Raw genomic sequence first — 26,073 nt, forward strand, 5'->3', positions numbered from 1 at the left:
GGGCATCCAGGGCGGCCCGCTGATGCATGTGATCGCAGGCAAGGCGGCAGCCTTCGGCGAGGCGCTGAAGCCGGAGTTCAAGGCCTACCAGAAGCAGGTCCGCGCCAACGCGGCAGCACTGGCGGACCAGCTGATCCAGGGCGGCCTGGACATCGTGACCGGCGGCACCGACACCCATGTGATGCTCGTGGACCTGCGCCCCAAGGGCGTCACCGGCAACATCGCCGACAAGGCGCTGGGCCGCGCCCATATCACCACCAACAAGAACGGCATCCCGTTTGACCCGGAAAAGCCCACCGTGACCTCCGGCCTGCGCCTGGGCACCCCGGCCGGCACCACCCGCGGCTTCGGCGAGGCGGAGTTCCGCCAGATCGCCGACCTGATCATCGAGGTGATCGACGGGCTGGCGGCCAACGGCGAAGAGGGCAATGCGGATGTGGAAGCGGCGGTGCGCGCCAAGGTCGCGGACCTCTGCGCCAAGTTCCCGCTCTATCCGAACCTGTAATCCCATCCGGGACTGAACACATGAAACCGCCGCGGCCCAAAAGCCGCGGCGGTTTTGCTTTGGCAGGCAAATTTTGACTGCGCGCTGCAAAAAGCGGCCAGCCGACAGGAAACAGGCGTCACCGAAAGGGGGTTTCACTGCGAAACCTCTTTTATTAACAGTATATTACATCAGCGTACGCAGCGTTAATCCGCCCTCCCCGTGCTCCCCTGCGCGCGCAATGACTGCAGGCAGGAAGGGGGCGGGAGCGGCTGGCTTCGCAATGCGGTCAACGCACGGTAACTGCGGTAAAAAAGAAGCCGCCCGCATATCCGGCGGGCGGCTTTCGGCCAGGAGCGGCCTAGCTGAGCTCAGAAGTCCTGCTTGCTGTCCATCAGCGCATCTTCCAGCAGTTTTTCGTTGCGGGCATCCTCGATCTTGCGGATGCGGTCCTCGCTGGAGCGGTGGTCGAAGCGGTATTTCACCACGTTGATGAGGCTCAGCGTCAGCAGCAGCACGGCCATGCCCCAATAGCCCTTGGTCGCCAGCGGCACGTCGGTCGAGAGCCAAAGCGAAATCCCCAGCATGCCATAGGCAATGGCAACGCCGGCAGTGTTGAGCAGAATGATCAGCTTGTTGTCGGTGTTATCGGTATACATGTGTTTTCTCCGGTAAATTCAGTGGGATCGGCCCGGCGGGCCGCGTGAAATGAAAAAGGTCGGGTCAGTCCTTGGGCTTGAGGCGGCTCAGCACGTCGGCGGCAGTGCTGCGGCTGCGGGGACCAAAGCCCGCGTCAGCCAGATCGTCGGCAATGGTGGTGCGCGACAGCTCGCCGTCGATCTCGCGCAGGATCTCGCCCTGCTCGAAGGGGTCGTCGCGCTGCAGCACGTCGCGGATCAGCGCCTCGGCCTCCTCCGCCGGGCTGTCGCCGCCGGTGTGGCGGTGCAGGCGGCGCTGGAGGTCCTGCTCGCGCCGGGTGGCGCGGGCGGCAATCGCGCCCTGCTTCAGGTCGGTGATGCGGCGGCTGGCGGTTTCCACCGACTGGCGCAGCTGCAGAATACGGGTGTCGAGCCGGTCCAGGGTCTGGCGGCGCACCGCCAGCTCGTTCTCCATGTCGGCCACTGCCTGGGCGGCGCTGCGGGCCAGATCCTCGCGGCCGCCTTCCAGCGCCTCGCCTGCCCGGGACATCAGGTCGCGGATGCGCTCCTCCAGGGTGTCCACCTGGCGCTGCTCCGCGCGCTGGCGCTGGATCAGGCTGGCCAGCGTCAGCTTGGCAGCCTTCAGATTGGCGTCCGCCTCGCGGATCTTCTGGGAGATCAGCTCGATCGAGTAGGTCTCGCGCAGCTGCTCTTCTGCCCGGGCATTGGCGCCGGTGATCAGGGTCTTCAGAGTGTTGAACATTGCTTCCTCCGCAAACATGAACATCGTTCACGGAGAATCATGTAGCAACGACTTGAACGGTGTTCAAGTATTTTCTTGAACGATGTTCAAAAATCACTTGCCGCCGATTTGCTCCAGCACCTGGGCAATCATCTGCTCGATGCGTTCCGGCGGCACGCCTGAGATGCGCTGCTCCAGCCCCAGGAGCACGATGCCGTGGACGGCAGAGAACAATGCCCGCACCATCAGGGACGCCTCGCCTGCGTCCTTGTCCGGGAACAGTTCACCCACGGGCCTGGCGATATTGGCAAACAGGTCATCCAGCGCGGTCAGGTACCACTCCGGCGCTTTCTCCTCAGCCGTCATCCGCAGGTCGAACATGGCCCGCCAGAGGTTGGTGTTTTCCACCGCAAACTGCAGGTAGGCGTTGCTCATCAGGATTAGGCGGCGGGTCGGCGGCTCGTCTTCTGCGCCCGCCACCGAAGCCTCAACCGCGGCGCCCAGTTTCTGAAAGGTGCGCCCGTTCACCGCCATGATGATGGCGGTCAGATCATCGTAGGCGTTATAGATCGCCCCGACCGCGCAGCCCGCATCCTGCGCCAGATCGCGGGCGCGCAGCGCCCCTGCCCCGTCGCGCGCGATACGGATCTCCGCCGCTTCCACCAGTTTCTGCCGCAGCGCCGCTTTGCGCGCTTCCACTTTGCCTGCCATGGCGTCCTGCCTTTGTCTTGAACTGTGTTCAAAATACAGTCGGCAGACACGGGGTAAAGCGGGAAATCAGATCAGGCCGCGCCAGCGCAGCACCACCACCAGCAGGATCAGCACGCAGAGGATGGAAAAGGCCATGCTGCCAAGGACGCCGAGCCAGAAGCCTTTGCGGCGGTCGGCAAGGTCGATTTTCTGCAGATGCGCCTTTACCTCGCGGGCGGCGCCCTGCAGAGGCTTTTCGTCCACCGTCATCCGCAGTTTGGGGTGCGCCAGCAGCGGCAGCGCGGCTGCCAGCCGCATGCCTTGCTTGTAGACCCGCCGCGGGATGCGGCGGCGGACGTGTTTCAGCGCAGCTGTCAGGTCGCCGGAGGCGTGCTCGCGCTCCTTCAGGAGGGTGCGGATGTCTTCGATATCCTGGTCCAGGCTGGCGGCCATTCTGGCACTCTCCCCTTGCTGCGCTGTAGCGCTACCCTAGCCTGCACCCGCGGCTGCCTCAATGGGGGTGGCAAGCCTCCGCCTGCGCCGCTATCAAGTGCTTATGCTGAACACGATCACTCATGGCTCTGCCACCTCGAAAACTCCGCTCCTGATTGCCCATGGCCTCTATGGCTCTGCCCGCAACTGGGGCGTCATCGCTAAGCGTCTGTCGGATGAGCGGCAGGTGGTTGCAGTAGACATGCGCAACCACGGCGACAGCCCGCGTGCGGACAGCCACACCTATCCAGAGCTAGCCGGGGATCTGGCAGAGGTGATCGCGGCCCATGGCGGGCAGATGGATGTGATCGGCCATTCGATGGGCGGCAAGGCGGCGATGATGCTGGCGCTGAACCACCCTGAAGCGGTGCGCAAGCTGGTGGTCGCCGACATCGCACCGGTCGCCTACGGGCACACGCAGATCCAGTATATCCACGCGATGAAGTCGCTGGATCTGGAGACCATCGAGCGCCGCCCCGAGGCCGCTGCGCAGCTGTCGGAGGCCGGGGTTGAGCCTGCATTGCAGAGCTTCTTCACCCAGTCGCTGGACCTGCCGAACAAGCGCTGGAAGCTGAACCTGGACACGCTGGCGGATCAGATGCCGAACATCATGTCCTTCCCGCAGACAGACTCCGCCTGGGACGGCCCTGCCCTGTTCCTGTCAGGATCGGAATCGGACTATGTGCTGCCGGAGCACCGCGAAGAGATCCGCGCGCGCTTCCCCAATGCCCGTTTTGCCAAGCTGCCCGGCGCGGGCCATTGGCTGCACGCCGAGAAGCCGCGGGAGTTCGAGGCCGCCGCGCGGGTGTTCCTGAACGCCTGACGCTCGTCAGGCGCCGCGGGCGTAGAGCTGTTTTGCCACCAGCCAGGCCACCGGCAGAGCCAGCACTGCACCAGCGGCTGCGGCCGCAAGAATTGCCTGTGTGGTTACAAGCCCGGCCGCCAGAACTGCAATCACCCCGGCCCCTGCCAGGCTGCTGCCGATCAGCGAATAGAGGATGGATGCAAGGCGCAACATGGGCTTTCTCCTATGCCTTTGACTGTCCTGCACACAGGCATAGGGATTCGCGAATATATACGCCTTGATCCTGATCAGCTTACCCGCGACGCAATTCTAGCGGGTGTACATCTGCTTCTTGTAGGCCCGGGTCCGCTCAGTCGCGGCGGCGGAGCCGTCGTGGTAGGTGCCGAACCACTTGTCAAAGGGGATCTCCGAGGTGCCGTAGTTGCATTCGAAATAGCGGTGGTGCAACTGGTGGAAAAAATCGCCGGCCTTGGCGGCCTCGGTTTCCTTGGCGATCACCCGCTCGAAACCGGAGTGCGACAGAACCGGGCTGATCTGCTGGAACATCGCATGGAAGGCCAGATGCAGCGGGTGCGAAGGCACGACCAGGTGGATGAAATAGGTGGTGAAGTAGAGCAGGTTTTCATACCAGTGGTTTGAAATCCCTGACCACGGCCCGATGTTGACGTTGCGGTGGTGCACCGCATGCACGTGTTTGTAGAGCTTCGGGTGATGCTCCAGCCTGTGCACCCAGTAGAAATGCAGGCCGGACCACATTGGAATGAACAGCATCCAGACCACGCACCACACCGGCGCCTCCGCAAATGTCACCACTGGCACCCAGCCGTTGGCCATCAGCCAGTAGATGCCCCATTGATAGACGGTGGCCACGGTAATCGCGCTGCCCAGCGTCCACCAGATGTTGTCCAGAACCTGGTTCTTGAAGGCGAAGGTGCCGTTGCCGCGCGACAGGTCGCGTTTGTCGAACTTCTTTTGCATCCCCTGGCCCTTGCGCATGTAGAGCCACCAGTGCAGGCAGCCTGCCACTGCGGCCTGCGGCAGCAGGTTGGCCAGCCAGACCTGCAGCATCCAGCCGGGGCGGAATTCACCCATCTCTGCCAGCGGCGGCAGCATCCAGGCATAGATCGCCAGTGCCAGCAGGAAGCAGAGCGTCAGCGATGTGATCTCCATCCAGGCGCCGCGGTACCAGCGCAGGACCGCCGCCGGGCGCGGCGGCCAGCTGAACAGCGGGTTGAGCGGCACCGGCCCCTTGGGGTGGTAGTGCCAGCGCTCGGCTTCCCGGTCGCGTTCCGCGGTGTGCACGATTCCGTCCATTGTGCCGCCTCCCATGCTGGCGCTCAGCTTGCGTAGTTGGAGCCTTCATCGTCGAGGATCGCCTTCAGCTCTGCCAGATGGCGCTCAGCCTGATCCGGATAATCCTCCAGTTCCTGCGCGGTTTTCTCGGCAATCTCGTCGCTCAGCACCCGCAGCGTCTGACCGGTTTGCAGGGCGCGGATATAGGTCTCGGCGGCGCGCTCGAAGTAATAGAGCCGGTTGAAGGTATCCGCGACGCTGTCGCCGATCACCAGCACCCCGTGATTGCCCATGATCATCACCTTGACCTTAGGGTCGGTCAGCATCGAGGCACAGCGGGCGCCCTCGTCCTCAAACGCCAGCCCTCCGAAATCGCCATCCACCACATAGCGGTTGTAGAAGGTGGCAGTATTCTGGTCGATCGGCGGCAGGGTGCTGTCGGCGAGACAGGCCAGCACGGTGGCGTGGATCGAATGCACATGCATCACGCAACGGGCATGCGGGCAGAGCCGGTGGATTGAGCCGTGCAGGCCCCAGGCGGTCGGGTCCGGCGCATCGGGGCGATCCATTGTCTTGGGGTCATTGGCATCCAGCAACAGCAGGTCCGAGGCCTTGATGCGCCGGAAATGCGCCTGATTGGGGTTCATCAGGAACTGGGTTCCATCCTCATTCACCGCCAGGCTGAAGTGGTTGGCGACGCCTTCGTGCATATCCAGCCGCTCGGTCCAGCGGAAGGCCGCGGCCATGTCGACGCGCTCCTGCCAATGGGTGAGGTTCGGGCTCAGTTCCGCTTGCTTGTTCATCTTGGGCCTCCAAATCCGCTTTTCTTAGTGGTGCCAGCCGAAATTCCTGCTGACAAACGATTGATTCAGCCGCTATGCATTAACTAAACTAATGCATAGGTCTTGCATCCATGCCGTCTCCCGGATCGCCTTCCTCCTCCCTGCCCCCGCTCACCTGGCTGCGCGCCTTTGAGGCCAGCGCCCGGCACCTGTCCTTCACCCGCGCCGCGGCGGAGCTGAACCTGACCCAATCGGCGATCAGCCAGCATGTGCGCAGCCTGGAGAATTTTTTGGGCCGGGAGCTGTTCATCCGCAAAACCCGCGCACTGGAACTCAGCGAGGCCGGGGCGAACTACATGCCCATCGTGCGCGAGGCCTTTGAGCTGATTGCGGCCGGCACCCAGGCCTTTACCGGCGGCGACCAGGGGCGGCATCTGGTCTTGCAGTGCAACATGGCATTCTCAGTCTTCTGGCTGTCGCCGCGTCTGCCGCGATTGTACCAGAAGTTCCCCTGGCTGGTGCTGAACATCGTGACGCCGATCTGGGACCCGGAGCGCCATGCAGCCTCTGCCGGGACCGAGATCCGCTTTGGCCGCCCGAATGACATGTCGGCGGCGGCTGTACGGCTGACCTACGACCAGTTCTACCCGGTCTGCGCACCGGGCTATCAGGATGGAAAAGTGGACTTCAGCACCGCAACGCTGCTGGATTGTGCTGGCGTGACAGGGTCTTGGGGCGCTTGGTTCAAGTCGCAAGATCTTCCGTTTGACCGCAATCACGAGATCAACCTGGCCTCCACCTACGTGATTGCCATGACTGCGGCACTGAACGGGGCCGGCATCTCCATGTCCCATGACACGCTGGCGGGCGGGCTGCTGGAGAGCGGCCAGCTGATCCGGGTCAGCGATCACTCGGCCGAATTGCTGGAGAACTATTTTCTGATGCCGCCACCCAGCCATGCAAGCACCCCGGCATCACGGGCGTTTCTGGAGTGGCTGGAGGGGGAACTGCCGCCGGTTTAAGACATCCGGCCCGTCAGACAGCCATTTTCAAATTTTCCCGACAAGTCCTGCGGAATGTTCTCAATGCGCCCGCCGCTTGCGCCATTCCCGCCATACTGCTACACGCGCGGCACCGGTCGCAGCCTACCCGGTCATCAAAACAAGGGTTCAAAAATGAAAACTATCGTTATCTGCTCGGGCGGGCTGGATTCCGTTTCGCTTGCCCATATGGTCGCTGAGGAACATCAGCTGACCCGTCTTGTCTCCTTTGACTACGGCCAGCGCCATAAGAAGGAACTGGACTATGCCGCCGCCGCCGCCAAACGGCTGGGTGTGCCGCATGACATCATCGACATGCGCGGCATCGGCGCCGCGCTTTCCGGCTCTGCCCTGACCGATGACATCGACGTGCCGGACGGCCACTACGAGGAAGAGACCATGAAGGTCACCGTGGTGCCGAACCGGAACGCGATCATGCTGGCCATCGCCTATGGCATTGCGGCCGCCAATGGCGATGACGCCGTGGCCACCGCGGTGCATGGCGGGGATCACTTCATCTATCCGGACTGCCGCCCGGCCTTTACAGAGGCGTTTGACGCCATGCAGCGGGCAGCGCTGGATGGCTATGCTGACGTGCGCCTCTATACGCCTTTTGTGCACCGCACCAAGGGCGACATCGTCACCGCGGGCGCCAAACACAACACTCCCTTTGCCGACACATGGTCCTGCTACAAGGGCGGCGACAAGCACTGCGGGCGCTGCGGCACCTGTGTGGAGCGGCGCGAAGCCTTCCATCTGGCCGGTGTCGAGGATCCGACGGACTATGCCGACCCGGAGTTCTGGAAAGCGGCGATTGCCGCCAAGGACGGCGCCTGATGTTCCGGATCACCAAGGAGTTTCACTTCTCCGCCTCCCATCAGCTGACGCACCTGCCGACGGACCACCAATGCGCCCGGCTGCACGGGCACAACTATGTCGTTGTGGTGGAACTGGCGGCGAAAGAGCTGAACAGCGACGGATTTGTGCGCGACTATCACGAGCTGAAGCCGCTGAAGGACTACATCGACGGCACCTTCGACCACCGTCATCTGAACGATGTGCTGGAGGGGCATTCGACGGCGGAGAACATGGCCAGGCATTTCTATGACTGGTGCCATGCGCGCTGGCCGGAAGTCACTGCCGTTAAGGTCTCCGAAACCCCCAAAACCTGGGCAGAGTACCGGCCATGACGACTTTGCGCATCGCGGAAATCTTTGGCCCCACCATCCAGGGCGAAGGCGCGCTGATCGGGGAACCCACGGTATTTGTGCGCGCGGGCGGCTGCGATTACCGCTGCTCCTGGTGCGACAGCATGCACGCGGTCGACAGCGCCAACCGGCGTGACTGGGCGGTGATGACGGCTGAGGAGGTAATGGCAGAGGTGCGCCGCCTGTCCGGCGGCAAGCCGCTGACCGTCTCGATCTCCGGCGGCAACCCGGCTATCCAGAACTTTGCCCAGGTGATCGCCATCGGCAAGGAAGAAGGCTACCGCTTTGCCTGCGAGACGCAGGGGTCGGTTTCCCAGCCCTGGTTCGGTGCGCTGGACACGCTGGTGCTGAGCCCCAAACCGCCCTCCAGCGGCGAAAAGACCGACTGGCACAAGTTCACCCGCTGCCTGCATCAGGCTCAGGGCTGCGGTCAGACGGTGATGAAAATCGTGGTATTTAACGATACCGATTATGCCTGGGCAAAAGATGCCGCAGAGCGCCACCCGGAGCTGCCGCTGTACCTGCAGCCCGGCAACCCGGAGGTCGACCCGGAGCTGCCGGTTGATCTTAACCAGGCCACCGAACGCCTCTTGTGGCTGATTGAAAAAGTGACCGGCGACAGCTGGTTCACCCCCCGCGTCCTGCCCCAGCTGCATGTGCTGGTCTGGGGCAACAAGCGCGGCGTCTGAAGACAAGGAAACTGACATGTCTGACAGCATCTACAGCAATCTGAAACAGCTGGGCGGCGACACCATCGTGCCGCAAAGCCCGGAACAAGCGGAACTGGAGCGGGTGCAGAACCCGCAAAGCGACGTGGCCTACAACGTGCGCTTCACCGCGCCGGAGTTCACCTCGCTCTGCCCGATGACCGGCCAGCCGGATTTTGCCCACTTGGTCATCGACTATGTGCCGGGCGACTGGCTGGTGGAGAGCAAGTCGCTGAAGCTGTTCCTCACCTCCTTCCGCAATCACGGCGCTTTCCACGAGGACTGCACCGTCTCCATCGCCCGCCGCCTTGCGGACTTCCTGGAGCCGCAGTGGCTGCGCATCGGCGGCTACTGGTACCCGCGCGGCGGCATTCCGATTGATGTGTTCTGGCAGACCGGCCCGATGCCCGAAGGCGTATGGATCCCGGACCAGGGCGTGCCGCCCTACCGCGGTCGCGGCTGACACAACCCAAAGCACCTTTTGTTTCTCAGCCCGGCAGCACATCTGCCGGGCTTTTCTTATTAAAAAACAAAACCGGGCCCGCCAGCGTAACACCTCTGCGGCTGATTGCAGCGAAGCCTGAAGAAACAAACAATTTACCGCAAAAGTAGTTTTGAGTTTAGTGGTCCTGCCCCGCCTGGCGAAGCCATTCGGGGATCCGGCAAGCCCGGGCAGATAACAAAATGACGGGGGACTATGATGAACTCTTTGGACTTGGGGAAAACGCTTTCGGGCTATCTACAGGCGCTTTCGCAGGCAGGTCTGCAGGTTGAAATGTTCACCGATTTCGAGAAAGTGCCGGAGGCCGCCGCCTCGTCAGGACGTCAGTTCCAGATGCCGGGGTTTGCCATCGAACGGGCCGACCACACCGAAAACTCGGCCTTCTGGCTGTTCCTGAAGGACGGCGACAGCTATATCGGCGGTGCGGCTTCGATGCTGCAGGACCTGGGCCGGGAGACGCTGGCGGAGTACCTGCTGCGCACCTCGCGCCACCAGTTTCCCAATGATGCCGGCGGTGGAGTGGAAAGCGTGGCCGAGCCGCTGGCACGCGAAGTGCGCGGGCGACTGGCCTATGTGGGTGAGCTGACCTTTCTGCCCGGTCACCGCGGGCGGCGGGCGGAGAGGCTGGCGCCCTTCATGCGGATCTTTCAGATCCTGGCAATCCAGAAATGGGATGTGGACTGGATCTATGCCTTTATCCCCGACCGCCACATGCAGGCGCGGCTGGACCTGGTCTATGGCTTCACCCGCGCCATCCCAAGGGCGCAGAAATGGCGCGCCCCGGAACCGGAGGTGCGCAGCAGCACCGAATGGTTTGTCGGCGCGCCCCGGCTGGAGATGGAGCATATGCTGCAGAGCGACCTAGCCGGTTTTGATGTCCTGTGAGAAATTGACCACCAGCAGCTTGCCGTCAGGCAGATAGACGGGTGCCAGCACCCGGCGGTACTGGCGGGTGAAGCGGCGTCCATTCAGCAGTTTCACGTCCAGCGAAGGATGGGTGATCACCGGCTCGCCCCGGCTGATGGCCTCACTGTGGGCCATCACCAGATCGGCGTTCACCTTGTCGCTGAATCCGTTCAGCGTGCTGCGCAGCTGGTTGCTGTCGGAGACTTCAAAGCAGATAGAGGCTAGGCTGGCCGGACCGGAGCGGATCGGCTGGATGCGGTTCTGCTCCGCATCCGGCGGGTTGAACATGTCGACCGCGTGCTGCAGCCGGTCAAAGCCTTCCAGGCGGCCGCTGTTGGCAAACCACCAGTCCAGGAAATCCTGCAATGACACGTCGCAGCCGCTGTACTGGCGGGTTCTGGCAGCGGCCTGCAGCCGGGTATTGAGAATCTCGAACGCCTTCACGGCAGCCGCGTCCGCACGGATATCCGGCAGCAGCTCCAGCCCCGCGGTCTCGGAAGAGAAGTAGTGGAACGACACCCCCAGACCGCGCGCCAGCGCGTCCAGCGTGCTCCAGCCGATCTCGCGCTCATGCTTCAGCGCGCTGTTGAAGGTGCCATAGGGGATGCCGCACTTCAGCGCCGCCTGCCGGTTGGACAGGTTCATATCCTCCAGAAGAGCCGCGATTTTCTCGTGGATGAGCGCCATATGTGCCGGATCTTTCACATTCCGCGAAACATCTTGCACAAAATTATCGTCACAGCAACGCAATCCCAGCGCGAACAGGTGAAACGCCATCAAAAAGGCGCTGGGACCGCAACCCGGCGCGGTACCGCAGAGAGAACAGAAGGCAGTCTTTAGGGCAGCGCCGCAATTATCTGGAGAAAGCTGGTGCGGACGGCGGGACTCGAACCCGCACGGCCATACGGCCAGGAGATTTTAAGTCTCCGGTGTCTACCATTCCACCACGTCCGCACACAGGCGCCGGATCGCGGCACCTTGGACGCAGGTCTAGCCTCCTGATTTCACGCGGACAATGTGTTTTCGGCCAGACCGGAAAAAATTTCGCGCAGAGCGGGCAGCGCTACAACTCCACATCCCCGGTGCCGGGCGGTGCCAGCGGCCCGCCGGGCTCTGCCAGATAGCGTTCCGGCAGCCAGGGGTTCAGTGCCAGCGCCGCGGTCAATGCTTCGCGCGCTTCCTCCAGCCGAGAAAGACCATAAAGCGATAGCGCCCGCCCGCTCATGGCGGCGATATGGCGTGGCGACAGGTCCAAGGCCCGGTCCAGATCCGTCAGGGCCGCGGCGAAATCCCGGCGCAAGTAGTGCACAAAGGCGCGCTGGTTGTAGCCCTCGGCGTAGTCCGGGCAATAGGCGATCAGCTGATCGAAGTCCGCCAGCGCGCCGAGGAAATCGAAGGCGGAGCGTTTGGTCATGCCACGGTCGAGCATGGCCTGCGCCTGCGCATTTGGCGCATCGGCCCAGTATTCCCACATCCGGTTGGCGATTTCCCGCGCCTGGGTTTCACTTTCGGCTTCCTGCACCTCTTCCATCAGCGCCTCCAGCGGGGTGCTGTGGTCGGGCGCATCAGGGCAGTCCGATGCGTGGGCTGGAAAAGTCGCTGCAATGAAAGCTGCAACAAGAGAAAACGGGGGGCGGAACAGTGCAAGAAACATGTCCCATGCTCGCACAAATGCGGTTTCAATCAAGTCAACTGGACGTGTAACCCCGCATGGTCCCCTAAAGTGGCCCCAGCACGCCGTCTTCCTTGACTGCCTGCATCGCCACATAGGTGGAGGTGGAGGCCACATGCGGCAGCGAGGAGATCTTCTCCCCCAGCACCGCCCGGTAATCCGTCATTGAACGGGTGCGCACCTTCAGCAGGTAGTCGAAATGCGAAGCCATCATATGCGCCTGCTCGATCTCAGGCAGCCGCGCCACCGCAGCGTTGAACTTGGCCAGCGCCGCCTCGCGGGTGTCGTCCAGCTTCACCTCGACAAAGGCCACGTGGTCCAGCCCCAGCCGGATCGGGTCCACCAGCGCCCGGTAACCGGTGATGATGCCCTCCGCCTCCAGCCGCTTGAGCCGGGTCTGGGTCGGGGTTTTCGACAGTCCAATCCGCCGCGCAAGATCGGCGATGGAGATGCGTCCGTCCTCGCTCAGCACGTTCAGAATCGCCCGGTCGTAACGATCAAGATCAATGGAGTTCATTTGGACTTTCCTGAGTTTATTTTTTACTCATTTGACCTGCATCTATCACATCTTTAGGCGATTGTCCTTTCGGAAAGGGTGTATTCTCAACAAAAGCCCTGCACACCTTTTGTGGAGTTCCCCGCATGACCGCTCAAACCAAGCTGCGCTACCGGATCGACGCCGGCACCTATGCCGATCAAACCGCGATGCGCGACCAGCTGGTGGCCCAGGCCGCCCTCACCGATGCTGACCGCAAGAAGATCTGCGCCAACGCCGCCGCGCTGGTGCGTGATATCCGCGGCCATTCGGCGCCGGGTTTGATGGAGGTGTTCCTGGCCGAATACGGCCTGTCGACCGATGAGGGCGTCGCGCTGATGTGCCTGGCCGAAGCGCTGCTGCGGGTGCCGGATGCCGATACCATCGACGCGCTGATCGAAGACAAGATCGCTCCCTCCGACTGGGGCAAGCATCTGGGCAAATCGACCTCCTCTCTGGTCAATGCCTCCACCTGGGCACTGATGCTGACCGGCAAGGTGCTGGACGAGGAACGCAGCCCGATCGGCGCCCTGCGCGGTGCCATCAAACGCCTGGGCGAACCGGTGATCCGCACCGCTGTCAGCCGTGCGATGAAGGAGATGGGCCGCCAGTTCGTGCTGGGCGAGACCATCGAGAGCGCGATGAACCGCGCCGCCGGGATGGAGGCCAAGGGCTACACCTATTCCTACGATATGCTGGGCGAGGCCGCCCGGACCGAGGCCGACGCCTCGCGCTATCACCTGGCCTATTCCAAGGCGATCTCCGCCATTGCAGCCGCCTGCAACAGCGATGACATCCGCAGGAACCCCGGCATCTCGGTCAAGCTGTCGGCACTGCACCCGCGCTATGAGCTGGCGCATGAGCACAGCGTGATGGAAGCGCTGGTGCCGCGCCTGAAGGCACTGGCGCTGCTGGCGAAGGCGGCCAAGATGGGCCTCAACGTCGATGCCGAGGAAGCCGACCGCCTATCGCTGTCGCTGGAGGTGATCGAGGCCGTGGTCTCTGACCCCGCGCTGGCGGGCTGGGATGGCTTTGGCGTGGTGGTGCAGGCCTATGGCCCTCGCACCGGGCTTGCTATCGACGCGCTGCATGAAATGGCTGAAAAATACGACCGCCGCTTCATGGTGCGGCTAGTCAAGGGCGCCTATTGGGACACCGAGATCAAGCGCGCCCAGGTGGAGGGCGTGGACGGCTTCCCTGTCTTCACTTCCAAGCCGCTGACCGATGTGTCCTATATCTCCAACGCCCGCAAGCTGCTGGGCATGACGGACCGGATCTATCCGCAGTTCGCCACCCACAACGCCCACACCGTCGCCGCCATCCTGCATATGGCCGAAGGGGTCGGCAACGAACGGTATGAGTTCCAGCGCCTGCATGGCATGGGCGAGACCCTGCACCAGATGGTGCTGGAGCAGAACAAGACCAACTGCCGGATCTACGCACCCGTTGGCGCCCACCGCGACCTGCTGGCCTATCTGGTGCGCCGCCTGCTGGAAAACGGTGCCAACTCCTCCTTTGTGAACCAGATCGTGGACGACAACGTGCCGCCAGAGGTGGTGGCGGCCGATCCGTTTGCGGCAATCGCAGATGTGACCCGCAAGATCCCGACGGGGCCGGAGCTGTACGCGCCGGAACGCCCGAACTCCAAAGGGTTCGATTTGGGCCACGCCCCGACGCTGGTAAAGATCGAAAAGGCCCGCGCGCCCTGGCGCAGCCACCAGTGGGAAGCCGCGCCGCTGCTGGCGGGTGACGCCCAGCCGGAAGAAGCCAAGGATGTAACCAGCCCCACCGACCAGAGCGTCGTGGGCACTGTCGCCCAGTGCAGTTCCGAGGATATCGAGCTGGCGCTGGCGCTGGCCGACCCGTGGGACGCCCTGGCATCCGAGCGCGCCGCGATCCTGAACAAAGCCGCTGACCTCTATGAGGAAAACTTCGGCGAGCTGTTCGCAATCCTCGCCCGCGAGGCCGGCAAGACCATCCCTGATGCGGTTGCCGAACTGCGCGAAGCGGTGGATTTCCTGCGCTACTATGCGGCCCGCATCCCTGATGCGCCGCCCGCCGGCATCTTCTCCTGCATCTCGCCCTGGAACTTCCCGCTGGCGATCTTCACCGGCCAGGTCTCGGCCGCTCTGGCCGCAGGCAACGCGGTGCTGGCAAAACCCGCCGACCAGACGCCGCTGATCGCCCACCGTGCCGTGCAGCTGATGCATGAGGCCGGGGTGCCGCGCAGCGCCCTGCAGCTGGTGCCGGGCCGCGGCAGCGTGGTCGGGGCGGCCATCACCTCCGACCCGCGCGTGAACGGCGTCGCCTTCACCGGCTCCACCGCCACCGCCCTGCGCATCCGCAAGGCGATGGCTGACAATCTGCAGCCGGGCGCGCCGCTGATTGCGGAAACCGGCGGGCTGAACGCGATGATCGTCGACTCCACCGCGCTGCCGGAACAGGCGGTGCAGGCGGTGATCGAAAGCGCCTTCCAGTCGGCCGGCCAGCGTTGCTCAGCGCTGCGCTGCCTGTATCTGCAGGTCGACATTGCCGACAACGTGCTGAAGATGCTGAAAGGCGCGATGGACTGCCTGCAGCTGGATGATCCCTGGCACCTGTCCACCGACAGCGGCCCGGTGATTGACGAGGGCGCCCGCGCGGGCATCCTGGCCCACATTGACAAGGCCCGCGCCGAGGGCCGGGTGCTGAAGGAAATGCGCGCGCCGCAGGGCGGCACCTTTGTCGCGCCCACTATGATCGAGGTACCCGGCATCAGTGCGCTGGAAGAGGAAATCTTCGGCCCGGTTCTGCATGTCGCACGGTTCAAGTCGCAGCAGCTGGATCAGGTGATTTCCGACATCAACGCCACCGGTTACGGGCTGACCTTCGGGCTGCACACCCGCATTGATGACCGGGTGCAGCATGTCTGCGACCGGGTGCATGCGGGCAACATCTATGTGAACCGCAACCAGATCGGCGCCATCGTCGGCAGCCAGCCGTTTGGCGGCGAGGGGTTGTCAGGCACCGGCCCCAAGGCTGGCGGCCCGCTTTACCTCAGCCGCTTCTGCGCGCCGGACCGCCAGTCCAGCGCAAACAGCTGGGACAGCAACATCACCGACCTGAAGGCGCCAAGCGGCGTGCCCTCGCAGCCGGTCACAACCTCCCTGCCCGGCCCGACCGGTGAATCGAACCGCCTGACAGTCTCTGCCCGCCCGCCGCTCTTGTGCATGGGGCCGGGGGCGGAGGCCGCGGCGGCCCAGGCCAAAGAAGTGATCAGCCTCGGTGGCACCGCGATTGAGGCGCACGGTTTGCTTGATATGCGCCAGCTGGAAAGCATCCAGGGCATCGCCGGGGTGCTGTGGTGGGGCGACGAAGCTACAGGCCGCGAGATCGAACAAAGCCTTGCCAAGCGCGACGGTGCAATCGTGCCGCTGATCCCGGGCAAGCCCGACCGCGCCCGCGTGCTGGCCGAGCGCCACGTCTGCGTCGACACCACCGCCTCCGGCGGCAACGCCCAATTGCTGGGCGGCATGGCCTGAGCTGTTCGCGCTAAGCACTTGACGCTGGGCCGTTTCCGGCCCAGCGTTCCCCCATGTTTCCGATCCGCGACCACAACCCGTCCGGCCGCCGGCCCTATGTCGTATACGCGCTGATTGCCGCGAATGTACTGGCCTATATCTACTATTCCGCCAGCTACGTTTCGCCCCGTGCGCTGCAGTATTTCTATGACGCCTATGCGGTGGTGCCTGCCGAGATCAGCAGCGGCTACGGGTATGAAACGCTTTTCACTTCCCTGTTCATCCACGGCGGGCTGATGCACCTGGGCGGCAACATGCTGTTCCTGTGGATCTTTGGCGACAACCTGGAAGAGGAGATGGGCCACCTGCCCTTTCTGCTGTTCTACCTTCTCAGCGGGTTTGGCGCGGGGCTGATCCATGTGATGTCCGCACCAGGGTCGATGGTGCCCACAATCGGGGCCTCCGGTGCGATTGCAGGCGTGATGGGCGGCTACCTCCTGATGTACCCCAAGGCCCGCGTCGATATTCTGCTGATCCTGATCGTCTATTTCCGCATCTTCACAATCCCCGCCTTCGTCATGCTGGGTGTCTGGCTGATGATGCAGTTCTTTGGCGGCCTCGGCTCTGATCCTGACCAGGGCGGCGTCGCCTACTGGGCCCATGCCGGCGGCTTTGCGGTCGGTCTGATCCTGTGCCTGCCCCTGTGGCTGCGCCGCGGCGGCCCGGCATTCTGGAACCGGACGCATGGCACTCCGCCACACCCTGAGAATGAGTACGACTACTCCGCCAGCCGCATCCCGAAACTGCCGCGAAAGAAGCGTGATCCGGGGCCATGGGGGAAATGAAGCGCCCCGCAGTCCGGTGTTCGCTTTCAGGAAGGAAGTATCAAGACGGCCTGCGGAACCATGGGAACAGGCTACTGATTAAAACGCAGGCCGCCACCCCGACGGGCATCGGGGTCAGGTAATGGTAGATCTGGTCCGGAGAAGTTTACGGGGAATTATCGAAGTATTTACTCAAAACTTGCCAATCAAGGGGAATGGCTGTGACACGATTGAGAGCCACCTGCCACTGCGGCGCCGTTGAGATAGAGGCTGAATTTCCTGAGGGCCTCGCCTCTGCCGCGCGCTGCGATTGTTCCTTCTGCCTGCGTCGCGGGGCGGCGGCCGTGACGGCCCTGACCTCCAGCCTGCAGGTGCTGAAAGGGGCGGAGAACCTCAGCCTCTACACCTGGGGCACTCATACGGCGAAACACTATTTCTGCAAGACCTGCGGCATCTACACTCACCACCAGCGCCGGTCCGACCCGAAGGAGTGCGGCGTCAACCTGGGCTGTATCGAGGGCGCCAATCCGCGGACCCATCCGGAAACCTATGGCGAGATCCAGTGGAACGACGGGGTGAATCATCCGTCGGATCAGTGATCCTGCCGGCAGGCCCGGCAGCGCCGCCCGTAAATCAAAAAACGCGGCTCAATGGCCGCGTTTCCAGTGCGTACAGCTCCAGGCGTAATCAGCCGCGGATCACCTTGGCGAAGTTCTCGAAGATCGGCTCGTTCGAACAAACCACCGAACCGCTGTCGATGATGCCTGCTTCCGGGTCGATCGCCTCGGCGAGGCCGCCGGCCTCTTTCACGATGATGATGCCTGCGGCCAGGTCCCAAGCGTTCAGGCGGCGTTCCCAGAAACCCTCGTAGCGGCCGGCAGCCACATAGGCCATGTCCAGTGCGGCAGAGCCCCAGCGGCGCACGCCGGCGCAGGCGGGCATCAGGCGCGCCAGGTCCTGCAACGTCAGCGGCAGGTCGGCGCGGCCGCCGAATGGCACCCCGGTAGCAAAGATCGACTCGATCATCCGGTGACGGCCCGACACGCGGATGCGGGTGTCATTCATCCAGGCGCCCGCGCCCTTTTCGGCAAAGAACATCTCGTCCTTGGCAGCGTCATAGACAACGCCCGCGACGATCTTGCCCTTGTGCTCCAGCGCGATGGAGATTGCCCAGTGCGGCAGCCCGTGCAGGAAGTTGGTGGTGCCGTCCAGCGGGTCGACAATCCAGCGGCGGGTGGGGTCTTCGCCCTCGATCTCGCCGCCCTCTTCCGCGATCCAGCCATAGGTCGGGCGGGCGTTGCGCAGTTCTTCCTTGATGATCTTCTCGGCGGCGATGTCGGCCTTGGAGACAAAATCGCCCGCGCCTTTCATCGAGACCTGCAGGTTTTCCACCTCGCGGAAGTCCTTCACCAGGGAGCGGCCTGCCTTGCGGGCGGCCTTGATCATCACATTGAGGTTTGCGCTGCCAATCATGTCTGCAGAATCCTGTCACGTCGGGGAGATGCCGGGTCAATGCGTGCCTATACGCGCCCTGCCCCGGAATGCCAAGGGGTTAAGCCGGAAACTGCTGATCCGGCCTGACGCCGCGGCGCTGCCGGTTCAAGCGGTTGAAATCCGCCGCCGCCACGGCCAGTGTTTGCTGCAAACAGAACAAGGAATGCCCCCATGCCCGACCAGATGCAGCGTATCGTGCTGGCCAGCCGCCCCGAAGGCCAGGCCAGTGAGGAAAACTTCCGCCTCGAGACCGTGGACCTGCCCCAGCCCGGCGAAGGAGAAGTGATTGTAAAGGTTCACTATATGTCACTGGACCCCTACATGCGCGGGCGCATGAATGCGGGAAAATCCTATGCGTCGCCGGTGGAGATCGGAGAGACCATGACTGCGGGCGGCGTGGGGGAAGTGGTTGCCTCGGGCAGCCCGGACTACCAGCCCGGCGACTTTGCCCTGGGCATGTTCGGCTGGGCCAGCCATGCCAGCGCCAAAGCCTCGGAATTGCGCAAGCTGGACCCGGACATGGCACCGCTCACCACAGCGCTTGGCGTTCTCGGCATGCCGGGGTTTACCGCATGGCATGGCTTGGACGCCTATGGCCGCCCGCAGCCAGGCGAAACCCTTGTGGTTGCCGCCGCCACCGGCCCGGTCGGCTCCATGGTCGGCCAGTTGGCCAAGCAGAAAGGCCTGCGCGTGGTTGGCATCGCGGGCGGCGAGGACAAGTGCAAGCTGGCGGTGGAGACATTCGGCTTTGACGCCTGCCTCGACCACCGCGCCCTGGGATCGGCAGAGGCGTTGAGCGCAGCGCTGGCAGCCGCCTGCCCGGACGGCATCGACATCTACTATGAAAACGTCGGAGGCAAGGTGCTGGAAGCGGTGCTGCCGCTGATGAACAACTTTGGCCGTATCCCGGTCTGCGGCATGATCGCCTGGTATAATAGTCCCGAGACAGATCTGACGGCCCCAGCCATCTGGCGGACGGTGCTGACCAAGTTCCTGTCCGTGAATGGCTTCATCATCTTCAACCACTACGACCGCTACCCGGCCTTCCTGCAGGAAGCAGCCCCAAAGATCGCAAGCGGGGAAATCAAGTACCTGGAGGACATCGCAGAGGGCCTTGAAAATGCGCCCAAGACCTTCCTGTCGATGATGCAGGGCGGCAATACCGGCAAGCAGATCGTCAAACTGGTCTGAGCCGGGCGGCTGCGTCTGCCGGATCACGCAACCGCGTGGAGCGGGCACCGGCGCCGGAAGGGCGCAGGCCGCTTCGCGCCACCGCAGGCGGCAGGTTCTATTGATGCTGCAGCTTGCGCGCCTCGACCTTGGCCAGCCGGATCAGCTCCTGCATGAAGGGTTTCTCGCGGTCCTCTGTCCGGATTGCCGCGTAAAGGCTGCGGGTGATGCCGGATTTGGTCAGCGGCCGGGTCACATAGTCGGAGGAATATTTCACCTCCCGCACCACCCAGTCCGGCAGCACGGACACCCCGCGGTTGGAGGCAACCAGCAGCAGGATCACCGCCGTCAGCTCGACTTGCCGGATTGCGGCAGGCTCCACACCGGCGGGGATCAGCAGCTGGCTGAACACATCCAGCCGGACCTTGTCCACCGGGTAGGTAATCAGGTTCTGGCCGATGAAATCCTCCGCCTCCACATAGGGTTTCGCAGCCAGCGGATGCTGCGCCGAAGCGACAAAGACAGGGTTGTAGTCAAACAGCTCGATGAAATCGACGCCGTTGATGTCCTCCGGATCGGAGGACACCACCAGGTCCACCTCTTCCTTCAGCAGCGCGGGCAGCGCGTCGAAAGCGAGGCCCGGGCGGATGTCCACATCCACATCGCCCCAATTCTTGCGGAACCCCTCCAGCACCGGGAACAGCCATTCGAAACAGGCATGGCATTCGATGGCGATGTGCATCCGGCCTGTGTTTCCGTCCCTCAGAGAGGAAAATTCCGCTTGCGCGGCCTCGACTTGCGGCAGGACCTGCTCTGCCAGTCGCAGCAACCGCAGGCCTGCCGGTGACAGTTTCATCGGCTTGGAGCGGCGGATGAACAGCTCGACGCCGGCCTGTTCCTCCAGCCCCTTTACCTGGTGGCTCAGCGCACTTTGGGTGATGTTCAGCTGCTCGGCAGCGCGGGCCAGACCGCCGGCCTCATGGATGGCCTTGATGGTGCGGAGATGGCGGAATTCGATATGCATCCTATCAGATCGCTCATGTTAATCTTGAGTATTATGAAATTGTCTCACATTGCTGCGCGTGCAACAAGAGGTGACATCAACCTAGTGAGAGACCTGAGATGACGACGCCCAAGATTTCCTTTGAATTCTTCCCGCCGCAAAATCTCGAAGCCTCCTTCCGGCTTTGGGACACCGTGCAGGTCCTCTCTCCGATGGATCCGCGTTTTGTTTCCGTCACCTACGGCGCTGGCGGCACCACCCGCACCCTGACCCGCGATGCGGTGGCGACGCTGCACAAATCCTCCGGCTTGAATGTGGCAGCGCATCTGACCTGCGTGAATGCCTCCAAAGCGGAAACGCTGGAGATCGCAGACCAGTTTGCCGAGGCCGGCGTGACCGAGATTGTCGCCCTGCGCGGCGACCCGCCCAAAGGCGAAGGCAAATTCACCCCGCACCCTGAAGGCTTTGCCAATTCGGTTGAGCTGATTGAAGGCCTGAAGGCACGCGGCGATTTCAGCATCAAGGTCGGCGCGTATCCGGACCGCCACCCGGAAGCCGCTGATCAGGCCGCTGACGTGGAATGGCTGAAGCGCAAACTGGATGCCGGCGCGGATGAGGCACTGACCCAGTTCTTCTTCGAGGCAGAGACCTTCTTCCGCTTCCGCGACGCTTGCGAAAAGGCCGGGATTGACGGCACCAAGCTGACCCCAGGCATCCTGCCGATCGAGAACTGGAAAGGCGCCCGCAACTTCGCCAAGCGCTGCGGCACCGTCATTCCCGAATGGGTCGAGAATGCCTTTGAAAAGGCGCTGCGGGACGGGCGCGAGGAACTGCTGGCGACGGTGATTTGCACCGAGCTGTGCTCTGACCTCCTGGAGGGCGGTGTGGACAAGCTGCATTTCTATACGCTTAACCGGCCGGAACTGACCCGCGACGTTTGCTTCGCCCTGGGTGTCACCCCAAAAGTGTCGCTTCAGAACGTGGCGTAAGCGTTGCGCCGGAAGGCGCGCGGTTTCTAATGGCGGCACCTGCCCGCCAAGGACCCGCGCGCCATGTTCTACGCCAAACAGCCCTCTGACCTGCTGACCATCGATCAGATCTCCCGGATTTCCGGGCTCGACTTCATGCGCGGCATCCTGGAAGGCCGCCTGCCGGGCCCGCCAATTGCCGAAACGCTCGGCTATCATCTGCGCAGTGTCGAGGACGGCCAGGTGGTATTCCGCGGCACGCCGGAGTTTCACGTCTGCAATCCGATGGGTACGGTGCATGGCGGCTGGTATGGAACACTGCTGGACAGCGCAATGGCCTGCGCGGTGATGACCAAAGTGCCACTGGGCGCGGTCTACACAACGCTGGAATACAAGATCAACATCCTGCGGCCGATCCCGCTGGGCACCACGATTGATTGCACCGGCAGCATCGACCATGTTGGCCGCTCCACCGGTGTGGCGCATGGTGAGCTGCGCGGGATTGAGGACGGGCGGCTCTATGCCACCGGCTCCACCACCTGCATCGTGATGCAAATCGCACCGCACTGAGCACCCGGGCGCCTACTGCGCTCTTGTTTGCTTCGGCTTTCCGCCTAAGTATCTGCTAGCAGATCAAAAACCGCAGAAAGGCCGGTCATGCCGCCAAACAGCCTTGCCCGCGCCGCGACCGCCCGCATCCAGGTTCTGGCCCCGGCAAAGGAACTTGATTTCCTTGATACGCAGTCACTGGTTCTGCCGGTTCCGGTCACACCGCTTGAGGCCTGGAACATCATGCACCAGCACCCGCTGCCCGGGATGAAACTGGCCTTCCGGCTGCGCGACGCCATCTCCGCCCTGTTCGGGGTCAGGCGGATCGGCGGGTTTTCCGGGCGGCAGCGTCAGGAAGTTTCGACCGGCGACAAGCTGGATTTCTTTCTGGTGGAAGCAGTCTCGGATCAGATTCTGACCCTCACCGTGCGGGACCGGCATCTGGACGTCATGACCTGCGTGACCAGCAGCAGCGGCGTGCTGAGCATCACGTCATCCGTGAAGACCCATAACCTGTTCGGCCGCATCTACATGCTCCCCGTCCGCCCGGCGCACAAGCTGATTGTTTCACTCTCCTTGAAACGGCTGAGACAAGAGCTGGAACAACGCAAGACTGCCTCCCGGTAGCGCCACGGCCTAACGCCGCCGCGGACCGGTCGTGCCATGCAGGTCCGGCCGCTGTCAGGCCGCCTTCAAGTTTTGGAAAACATTGCCAGCCAGCCGCCCGCTGCGGACGCCTTCCGGCTGCCTGCACCGACGCTGCTGTGCAAGCGTTCGCTGGCGTCCAGACCAACCCGGCGGCGGCTGCGCAGCAGAAATATCTTGGCCCAGCCCTGCCAGGTACCGACAGAGGGCGCCTGAGGATCAACAGGGAACCGCATCCGCCAGTCCAGCGGCAGCGGAAGACCGCGTTCCTCTGCCTTCTCCAGCATCCAGATCAGTGACACATTGGCCAGCGGCCGCGCGTCTTCGTAGCCGCCCAGCTGACCACCGACATCGCCATGGGCACCACGGAACCAGACTTGTTCCACATGGCCGCTCCAGCCCTTTGGGCAGTCCCAAAGCACCGGCCTGAACACGTCACGTGTCTCATCCAGCGCCAAGGCGTGGTAACCGCTCTTGATATGCGGTCCCAGGGTATGGTTGTGGAAATTGTGCTGCCGTTCGGCCCAGCGCCACAGCAGCGGCAACCGCAGGCCCAGCGCTTTGACGGTATCCCAGACGCCGACCATCTCGATCTCGACCGCGTCGTGGCAATGGGCCGCGGTAAAGGCGGCGCCAGAATTGGAGCGCCCGTTCAGCCGGTAGTGACGGTAGGCCGTGCGGATATGGCGGACGGTGGCATGTTCAGGTTTCAACAGGCCAATCCGGTCAATCACACCGGCCAGAGAGCGCACGGCATAGGCACCGCGGGAATAGCCGAACAGATAGATCCGGTCGCCGGGACGGTAACGGGAGGCAAGGTAGCCGTAGGCGCGGCGGATCTGCCGGTTGATGCCTCGCCCCATCATCACGTCGGGAGCGCTGCCCCACCCCTTCCACTGGACACCGGATTCATAGAATACCGAGACTTGGCCGCCCATTTCCTGGCACAGGCGGTACAGCTGGCCCGCGTGGGTTTCGTGTCCTGCCTCCAGCGTCGACATGGTGCCATCCAGAATGATCACATGGGCATGCGGCCCGCGCAGCTTGGTTTCGCCGGAATGTTCCGAGCGCAGCGGCCGTCCAAGCCACCCTAGAACCCTTTTACTCAGCAGCTTCAGAAACATCCCTAAGCACTTCCCAAATCCTCAGCGTGGTGAACGGCATGTCCACCTGCCGCACGCCGCGGTCCCAGACCGCGTCCTGCACCGCGTTTGCAACCGCTGCCAGCGCACCGACGGTGCCCGCCTCACCGCAGCCCTTCATCCCCATCGGGTTCTGTGTCGAAGGCACCGGCTCGGAGGTGAATCCAATCATGGGGACGCCGCTGGCCCGCGGCAAGGCATAGTCCATGAACGAAGCCGTGAGCAGCTGCCCGTCCTCATCGTAGACAACCCGCTCCAGCATGGCCTGTCCCAGCCCCTGCGCCACCCCGCCATGCACTTGGCCTTCGGCCAGCATCGGGTTGATCAGATTACCGAAATCGTCCACTACAGTGTAGCGCTCCACGCCGGCTTCTCCAGTCTCCGGATCGATAACAATTTCGGCAATGTGGGCGCCGTTCGGAAACGAGCGTCCCGGCAACCGGGCCCGCGCCGCGTGACGCAGCAAATCAGTGCGGCCTTGCGCGCGGGCCATCTCCGCCGCTTCCAGCATAGTGGGGGTCAGGTTGGACCCCGGCGCCCGGAAGGTATCGCCATCGAACTCCACAGCGTCCGCGTCCACCCCCATCTCTTCCGCCAGGAACGGGGTAAAGGCGGCAATCATGGTTTCCACCGCCGCCAGCGTCGCGTTGGCCTGAGTGGTGACAGAGCGCGAGCCGCCGGTGCCGCCGCCCTGGGCGATGCGGTCGCTGTCGCCCTGGATCACCTGGATGCTGTCCGCCGGAATACCGCTCTGGTCGGCCAGGAACTGGGCATAGACGGTCTCATGCCCCTGTCCGTTGCTTTGCGTGCCGACATAGATGTTCACCCGGCCATCCTCCAGAAACTCCACTTCCGCGCCTTCTGAAGGATCGCCCAAAATGCTTTCGATATAGTAACAGACCCCAACGCCCCGGTACTTGCCGCGTTTACCATTTTCTGCGCGCCGGGCAGCGAATCCCTTCAGATCCGCCTCCTTGGCCGCCCGGCTCAGCACTTTGTCGAAATCGCCCACGTCATAGGTCTCCCCGGTCACGGTGCCGTAGGGAAACGCTGAAGGCTTGATGAAGTTCCGCCGCCGCAGTTCCAGGGGATCAACGCCCAGCTCGCGCGCGGCACGGTCCATCGCCCGTTCCAGCACATAGATCGCCTCGGGCCGCCCGGCGCCGCGGTAGGCGTCCACCTGGGTGGTGTTGGTATAGATCCCCTCCACCTGCAGCCAGGCGGTTTGGATGTCATAGACCCCGGCCAGCACCCGGCTGAACAGCTGGGTCTGGATCGGCTGCCCGAAATGGGAGTTGTAGGCGCCAAGATTGCAGCGAGTGCTGACCCGGTAGGCGGTGATCTTCAGATCTTTGTCAAAGGCCAGCTCCGCAAGCGAGGTCAGATCGCGGCCGCCATTGTCGCTCAGCATCGCCTCGGTGCGGTCAGCAATCCAGAACACCGGGCGGCTCAGCACGGTGGCGGCATGGGCCACGGCGAAATACTCCGGATAGGCAAAGGCCTTCATGCCAAAGCCACCGCCGACGTCGGGCGTGGTGACTTTGATGTCATCCTCGTTCAACCCCAGCTTGGCTGCCAACTGGGATTTCATGCCCCAAACACCCTGACCGCCAAAGGTGAAATGCAGCCGACCCTGCTGCCATTCGGCAAAACAGCCGCGCGGCTCCATGGTGCTGACCATGATCCGGTTGTCCTCGACCTGCAGCGCGACGGTATGGGCGGCGGTGCGGAAGGCTTCTTCGGTGGCCGCCTCATCCCCCATGCCCCAGTCAAAGGCCTTGTTGTCCGGCACACTGCCGTGCAAGGGCTCACCGCCGGGCATCAGGTCCAGCTTGACCGGCAGGTCGTCGATTTCCAACTCGATCAGCTCGCCTGCGTCACGGGCCTGATCCAAAGTCTCCGCGACCACCACCGCAACCGGCTCGCCGACATAGCGCACCTTGTTGCGGGCCAGCATCGGGCGTTCCGGCGAGGCCCCGTCAGAGCCATCCCGGTTCTTGACCGTTGTGCCATCCATCGAAACGTTGATGCCAGCGGCCTCAAGATCCGCCAGGGTGATTACCGCATGGACGCCGTCTGCTTCCAGCGCGTCTTCGGTGTGCAGCGCTGTGATCACCCCATGCGCCACCGGGCTGCGCAGCACCCAGGCGCGCAGGGCATCCGCGGGGGCTGCGTCTTCGATATAGTTGCCCTGGCCGGTCAGGAACCTTACATCCTCGACCCGTTTTACCGGCTGGCTTTTCCCGAATTTGTCCATACTCGCCCCCTGTCCGCGCTGACTG

At 63.3% G+C, this 26,073-nt stretch carries 28 protein-coding genes, 1 tRNA gene and 1 pseudogene; 15 read left to right on the plus strand and 15 right to left on the minus strand.

Annotation, left to right across the window (positions count from 1 at the left end; translation table 11 throughout):
- A pseudogene (gene glyA, locus A9D60_RS04955) lies at window positions 1-505 on the plus strand (serine hydroxymethyltransferase); the annotation flags it as partial.
- A 350-nt stretch (window positions 506-855) separates the two neighbouring features.
- Here the strand turns inward: glyA and A9D60_RS04960 are convergent.
- The 4 genes from A9D60_RS04960 to A9D60_RS04975 form a co-directional block, all read right to left on the minus strand.
- On the minus strand, window positions 856-1,143 hold the full coding sequence (locus tag A9D60_RS04960) for a hypothetical protein (protein WP_065266576.1): 288 nt from the start codon (window positions 1,141-1,143) through the stop codon (window positions 856-858).
- 64 nt (window positions 1,144-1,207) lie between these two features.
- Entirely contained in the window at window positions 1,208-1,885 is a 678-nt protein-coding gene (locus A9D60_RS04965) for a PspA/IM30 family protein (protein ID WP_065266683.1), read from the minus strand.
- A gap of 93 nt (window positions 1,886-1,978) precedes the next feature.
- Window positions 1,979-2,575 (minus strand): TetR/AcrR family transcriptional regulator, encoded by a 597-nt coding sequence (locus A9D60_RS04970; RefSeq protein ID WP_065266577.1) that lies wholly within the window; start codon window positions 2,573-2,575, stop codon window positions 1,979-1,981.
- Window positions 2,576-2,641: 66 nt separating this feature from the next.
- Entirely contained in the window at window positions 2,642-3,007 is a 366-nt protein-coding gene (locus A9D60_RS04975) for a hypothetical protein (protein ID WP_065266578.1), read from the minus strand.
- A gap of 103 nt (window positions 3,008-3,110) precedes the next feature.
- Here A9D60_RS04975 and A9D60_RS04980 point away from each other — a divergent pair, with 103 nt between their 5' ends.
- On the plus strand, window positions 3,111-3,869 hold the full coding sequence (locus tag A9D60_RS04980) for an alpha/beta fold hydrolase (protein WP_141117822.1): 759 nt from the start codon (window positions 3,111-3,113) through the stop codon (window positions 3,867-3,869).
- Window positions 3,870-3,875: 6 nt separating this feature from the next.
- Here the strand turns inward: A9D60_RS04980 and A9D60_RS04985 are convergent, their stop codons facing one another.
- The 3 genes from A9D60_RS04985 to A9D60_RS04995 form a co-directional block, all read right to left on the minus strand.
- Window positions 3,876-4,064, minus strand: coding sequence for a hypothetical protein (locus A9D60_RS04985; RefSeq protein WP_019295553.1), 189 nt, complete (start codon window positions 4,062-4,064; stop codon window positions 3,876-3,878).
- Window positions 4,065-4,160: 96 nt separating this feature from the next.
- Window positions 4,161-5,165, minus strand: coding sequence for a sterol desaturase family protein (locus A9D60_RS04990; protein ID WP_065266580.1), 1,005 nt, complete (start codon window positions 5,163-5,165; stop codon window positions 4,161-4,163).
- Window positions 5,166-5,188: 23 nt separating this feature from the next.
- Entirely contained in the window at window positions 5,189-5,947 is a 759-nt protein-coding gene (locus tag A9D60_RS04995; protein WP_065266581.1) for a class II aldolase and adducin N-terminal domain-containing protein, read from the minus strand.
- Between the two features lie 110 nt (window positions 5,948-6,057).
- Here A9D60_RS04995 and A9D60_RS05000 point away from each other — a divergent pair, with 110 nt between their 5' ends.
- The 6 genes from A9D60_RS05000 (at window position 6,058) to A9D60_RS05025 (ending at window position 10,268) form a co-directional block, all read left to right on the plus strand.
- Window positions 6,058-6,948 carry a LysR family transcriptional regulator gene (locus A9D60_RS05000; protein WP_065266582.1) on the plus strand — a complete coding sequence of 297 codons (891 nt, stop codon included), beginning with the start codon at window positions 6,058-6,060 and terminating at the stop codon, window positions 6,946-6,948.
- Between the two features lie 153 nt (window positions 6,949-7,101).
- Complete coding sequence (queC, locus tag A9D60_RS05005; protein ID WP_065266583.1) at window positions 7,102-7,803, plus strand: 7-cyano-7-deazaguanine synthase QueC; 702 nt, start codon at window positions 7,102-7,104, stop codon at window positions 7,801-7,803.
- A complete protein-coding gene (gene queD / locus A9D60_RS05010) occupies window positions 7,803-8,156 on the plus strand; it encodes a 6-carboxytetrahydropterin synthase QueD (protein WP_065266584.1) in 354 nt (117 codons plus the stop codon). The genes queC and queD overlap by 1 nt, the downstream gene beginning before the upstream one ends.
- Entirely contained in the window at window positions 8,153-8,863 is a 711-nt protein-coding gene (gene queE, locus A9D60_RS05015) for a 7-carboxy-7-deazaguanine synthase QueE (protein ID WP_065266585.1), read from the plus strand. Before queD ends, queE begins: the two co-directional genes overlap by 4 nt.
- Before the next feature lie 16 nt (window positions 8,864-8,879).
- A complete protein-coding gene (gene queF / locus A9D60_RS05020) occupies window positions 8,880-9,344 on the plus strand; it encodes a preQ(1) synthase (protein ID WP_065266586.1) in 465 nt (154 codons plus the stop codon).
- Between the two features lie 237 nt (window positions 9,345-9,581).
- Window positions 9,582-10,268, plus strand: a complete 687-nt coding sequence (locus tag A9D60_RS05025) for a hypothetical protein (protein WP_175392894.1) — start codon at window positions 9,582-9,584, stop codon at window positions 10,266-10,268.
- On the opposite strand, the gene A9D60_RS05030 is transcribed toward A9D60_RS05025, so the two are convergent.
- The 4 genes from A9D60_RS05030 to A9D60_RS05045 all read right to left on the minus strand — a co-directional run bounded on the left by A9D60_RS05030 (window position 10,245) and on the right by A9D60_RS05045 (window position 12,478).
- Window positions 10,245-10,994, minus strand: coding sequence for a helix-turn-helix domain-containing protein (locus tag A9D60_RS05030; protein ID WP_254656628.1), 750 nt, complete (start codon window positions 10,992-10,994; stop codon window positions 10,245-10,247). The two genes, A9D60_RS05025 and A9D60_RS05030, sit on opposite strands and share 24 nt — an antisense overlap.
- A 163-nt stretch (window positions 10,995-11,157) precedes the next feature.
- Window positions 11,158-11,243 (minus strand) — tRNA-Leu (locus tag A9D60_RS05035).
- A 109-nt stretch (window positions 11,244-11,352) separates the two neighbouring features.
- Window positions 11,353-11,943, minus strand: a complete 591-nt coding sequence (locus A9D60_RS05040) for a tetratricopeptide repeat protein (protein WP_141117823.1) — start codon at window positions 11,941-11,943, stop codon at window positions 11,353-11,355.
- Window positions 11,944-12,007: 64 nt separating this feature from the next.
- Entirely contained in the window at window positions 12,008-12,478 is a 471-nt protein-coding gene (locus A9D60_RS05045) for an Lrp/AsnC family transcriptional regulator (protein WP_065266588.1), read from the minus strand.
- A 125-nt stretch (window positions 12,479-12,603) separates the two neighbouring features.
- On the opposite strand from A9D60_RS05045, the gene putA reads away from it, so the two are divergent.
- The 3 genes from putA (at window position 12,604) to A9D60_RS05060 (ending at window position 17,419) form a co-directional block, all read left to right on the plus strand.
- The gene (gene putA / locus A9D60_RS05050) at window positions 12,604-16,017 is read left to right on the plus strand and encodes a bifunctional proline dehydrogenase/L-glutamate gamma-semialdehyde dehydrogenase PutA (RefSeq protein ID WP_065266589.1); all 3,414 of its coding nucleotides are present in this window, start codon (window positions 12,604-12,606) and stop codon (window positions 16,015-16,017) included.
- A gap of 53 nt (window positions 16,018-16,070) precedes the next feature.
- Window positions 16,071-16,841, plus strand: coding sequence for a rhomboid family intramembrane serine protease (locus A9D60_RS05055; RefSeq protein WP_065266590.1), 771 nt, complete (start codon window positions 16,071-16,073; stop codon window positions 16,839-16,841).
- Between the two features lie 194 nt (window positions 16,842-17,035).
- On the plus strand, window positions 17,036-17,419 hold the full coding sequence (locus A9D60_RS05060) for a GFA family protein (RefSeq protein WP_065266591.1): 384 nt from the start codon (window positions 17,036-17,038) through the stop codon (window positions 17,417-17,419).
- An 88-nt stretch (window positions 17,420-17,507) separates the two neighbouring features.
- Here the strand turns inward: A9D60_RS05060 and A9D60_RS05065 are convergent, their stop codons facing one another.
- Window positions 17,508-18,293: an inositol monophosphatase family protein gene (locus tag A9D60_RS05065; protein WP_065266592.1), complete on the minus strand. Its 786-nt coding sequence runs from the start codon at window positions 18,291-18,293 to the stop codon at window positions 17,508-17,510.
- 192 nt (window positions 18,294-18,485) lie between these two features.
- Here A9D60_RS05065 and A9D60_RS05070 point away from each other — a divergent pair, with 192 nt between their 5' ends.
- A complete protein-coding gene (locus A9D60_RS05070; protein WP_065266593.1) occupies window positions 18,486-19,505 on the plus strand; it encodes an NADP-dependent oxidoreductase in 1,020 nt (339 codons plus the stop codon).
- A gap of 97 nt (window positions 19,506-19,602) precedes the next feature.
- Here A9D60_RS05070 and A9D60_RS05075 read toward each other — a convergent pair whose 3' ends face one another.
- Complete coding sequence (locus A9D60_RS05075) at window positions 19,603-20,508, minus strand: LysR family transcriptional regulator (protein ID WP_065266594.1); 906 nt, start codon at window positions 20,506-20,508, stop codon at window positions 19,603-19,605.
- A gap of 98 nt (window positions 20,509-20,606) precedes the next feature.
- Here A9D60_RS05075 and metF point away from each other — a divergent pair, with 98 nt between their 5' ends.
- The 3 genes from metF (at window position 20,607) to A9D60_RS05090 (ending at window position 22,631) form a co-directional block, all read left to right on the plus strand.
- Window positions 20,607-21,476, plus strand: a complete 870-nt coding sequence (gene metF / locus A9D60_RS05080; protein ID WP_065266595.1) for a methylenetetrahydrofolate reductase [NAD(P)H] — start codon at window positions 20,607-20,609, stop codon at window positions 21,474-21,476.
- Between the two features lie 63 nt (window positions 21,477-21,539).
- Window positions 21,540-22,025: a PaaI family thioesterase gene (locus tag A9D60_RS05085; protein WP_065266596.1), complete on the plus strand. Its 486-nt coding sequence runs from the start codon at window positions 21,540-21,542 to the stop codon at window positions 22,023-22,025.
- Between the two features lie 87 nt (window positions 22,026-22,112).
- Window positions 22,113-22,631 carry a DUF2867 domain-containing protein gene (locus tag A9D60_RS05090; protein WP_065266597.1) on the plus strand — a complete coding sequence of 173 codons (519 nt, stop codon included), beginning with the start codon at window positions 22,113-22,115 and terminating at the stop codon, window positions 22,629-22,631.
- A 65-nt stretch (window positions 22,632-22,696) separates the two neighbouring features.
- Here A9D60_RS05090 and A9D60_RS05095 read toward each other — a convergent pair whose 3' ends face one another.
- Window positions 22,697-23,773 carry a DUF2235 domain-containing protein gene (locus A9D60_RS05095; protein WP_065266598.1) on the minus strand — a complete coding sequence of 359 codons (1,077 nt, stop codon included), beginning with the start codon at window positions 23,771-23,773 and terminating at the stop codon, window positions 22,697-22,699.
- Window positions 23,751-26,048 carry a xanthine dehydrogenase family protein molybdopterin-binding subunit gene (locus A9D60_RS05100; protein WP_065266599.1) on the minus strand — a complete coding sequence of 766 codons (2,298 nt, stop codon included), beginning with the start codon at window positions 26,046-26,048 and terminating at the stop codon, window positions 23,751-23,753. The genes A9D60_RS05095 and A9D60_RS05100 overlap by 23 nt, the downstream gene beginning before the upstream one ends.
- Window positions 26,049-26,073 lie beyond the last annotated feature (25 nt).

The sequence above is a fragment of the Leisingera sp. JC1 genome, assembly GCF_001679925.1.
Taxonomy (GTDB): Bacteria; Pseudomonadota; Alphaproteobacteria; order Rhodobacterales; family Rhodobacteraceae; genus Leisingera.

Bases quoted from the DNA above. Each gene is read 5' to 3' on its own strand.
- queF (WP_065266586.1), top strand. From the start codon at position 8,880: ATGTCTGACAGCATCTACAGCAATCTGAAACAGCTGGGCGGCGACACC.
- queD (WP_065266584.1), top strand. From the start codon at position 7,803: ATGTTCCGGATCACCAAGGAGTTTCACTTCTCCGCCTCCCATCAGCTG.
- A9D60_RS04975 (WP_065266578.1), bottom strand. From the start codon at position 3,007: ATGGCCGCCAGCCTGGACCAGGATATCGAAGACATCCGCACCCTCCTG.
- A9D60_RS05000 (WP_065266582.1), top strand. From the start codon at position 6,058: ATGCCGTCTCCCGGATCGCCTTCCTCCTCCCTGCCCCCGCTCACCTGG.
- A9D60_RS05090 (WP_065266597.1), top strand. From the start codon at position 22,113: ATGCCGCCAAACAGCCTTGCCCGCGCCGCGACCGCCCGCATCCAGGTT.
- A9D60_RS05100 (WP_065266599.1), bottom strand. From the start codon at position 26,048: ATGGACAAATTCGGGAAAAGCCAGCCGGTAAAACGGGTCGAGGATGTA.
- A9D60_RS04970 (WP_065266577.1), bottom strand. From the start codon at position 2,575: ATGGCAGGCAAAGTGGAAGCGCGCAAAGCGGCGCTGCGGCAGAAACTG.
- A9D60_RS05045 (WP_065266588.1), bottom strand. From the start codon at position 12,478: ATGAACTCCATTGATCTTGATCGTTACGACCGGGCGATTCTGAACGTG.
- putA (WP_065266589.1), top strand. From the start codon at position 12,604: ATGACCGCTCAAACCAAGCTGCGCTACCGGATCGACGCCGGCACCTAT.
- A9D60_RS05055 (WP_065266590.1), top strand. From the start codon at position 16,071: ATGTTTCCGATCCGCGACCACAACCCGTCCGGCCGCCGGCCCTATGTC.
- A9D60_RS05095 (WP_065266598.1), bottom strand. From the start codon at position 23,773: ATGTTTCTGAAGCTGCTGAGTAAAAGGGTTCTAGGGTGGCTTGGACGG.
- A9D60_RS04985 (WP_019295553.1), bottom strand. From the start codon at position 4,064: ATGTTGCGCCTTGCATCCATCCTCTATTCGCTGATCGGCAGCAGCCTG.
- A9D60_RS05040 (WP_141117823.1), bottom strand. From the start codon at position 11,943: ATGTTTCTTGCACTGTTCCGCCCCCCGTTTTCTCTTGTTGCAGCTTTC.
- A9D60_RS04990 (WP_065266580.1), bottom strand. From the start codon at position 5,165: ATGGACGGAATCGTGCACACCGCGGAACGCGACCGGGAAGCCGAGCGC.
- metF (WP_065266595.1), top strand. From the start codon at position 20,607: ATGACGACGCCCAAGATTTCCTTTGAATTCTTCCCGCCGCAAAATCTC.
- A9D60_RS05085 (WP_065266596.1), top strand. From the start codon at position 21,540: ATGTTCTACGCCAAACAGCCCTCTGACCTGCTGACCATCGATCAGATC.
- A9D60_RS04980 (WP_141117822.1), top strand. From the start codon at position 3,111: ATGCTGAACACGATCACTCATGGCTCTGCCACCTCGAAAACTCCGCTC.
- queC (WP_065266583.1), top strand. From the start codon at position 7,102: ATGAAAACTATCGTTATCTGCTCGGGCGGGCTGGATTCCGTTTCGCTT.
- A9D60_RS05065 (WP_065266592.1), bottom strand. From the start codon at position 18,293: ATGATTGGCAGCGCAAACCTCAATGTGATGATCAAGGCCGCCCGCAAG.
- A9D60_RS05070 (WP_065266593.1), top strand. From the start codon at position 18,486: ATGCCCGACCAGATGCAGCGTATCGTGCTGGCCAGCCGCCCCGAAGGC.
- A9D60_RS05025 (WP_175392894.1), top strand. From the start codon at position 9,582: ATGAACTCTTTGGACTTGGGGAAAACGCTTTCGGGCTATCTACAGGCG.
- A9D60_RS05060 (WP_065266591.1), top strand. From the start codon at position 17,036: ATGGCTGTGACACGATTGAGAGCCACCTGCCACTGCGGCGCCGTTGAG.
- A9D60_RS04960 (WP_065266576.1), bottom strand. From the start codon at position 1,143: ATGTATACCGATAACACCGACAACAAGCTGATCATTCTGCTCAACACT.
- A9D60_RS04995 (WP_065266581.1), bottom strand. From the start codon at position 5,947: ATGAACAAGCAAGCGGAACTGAGCCCGAACCTCACCCATTGGCAGGAG.
- A9D60_RS05075 (WP_065266594.1), bottom strand. From the start codon at position 20,508: ATGCATATCGAATTCCGCCATCTCCGCACCATCAAGGCCATCCATGAG.
- A9D60_RS04965 (WP_065266683.1), bottom strand. From the start codon at position 1,885: ATGTTCAACACTCTGAAGACCCTGATCACCGGCGCCAATGCCCGGGCA.
- queE (WP_065266585.1), top strand. From the start codon at position 8,153: ATGACGACTTTGCGCATCGCGGAAATCTTTGGCCCCACCATCCAGGGC.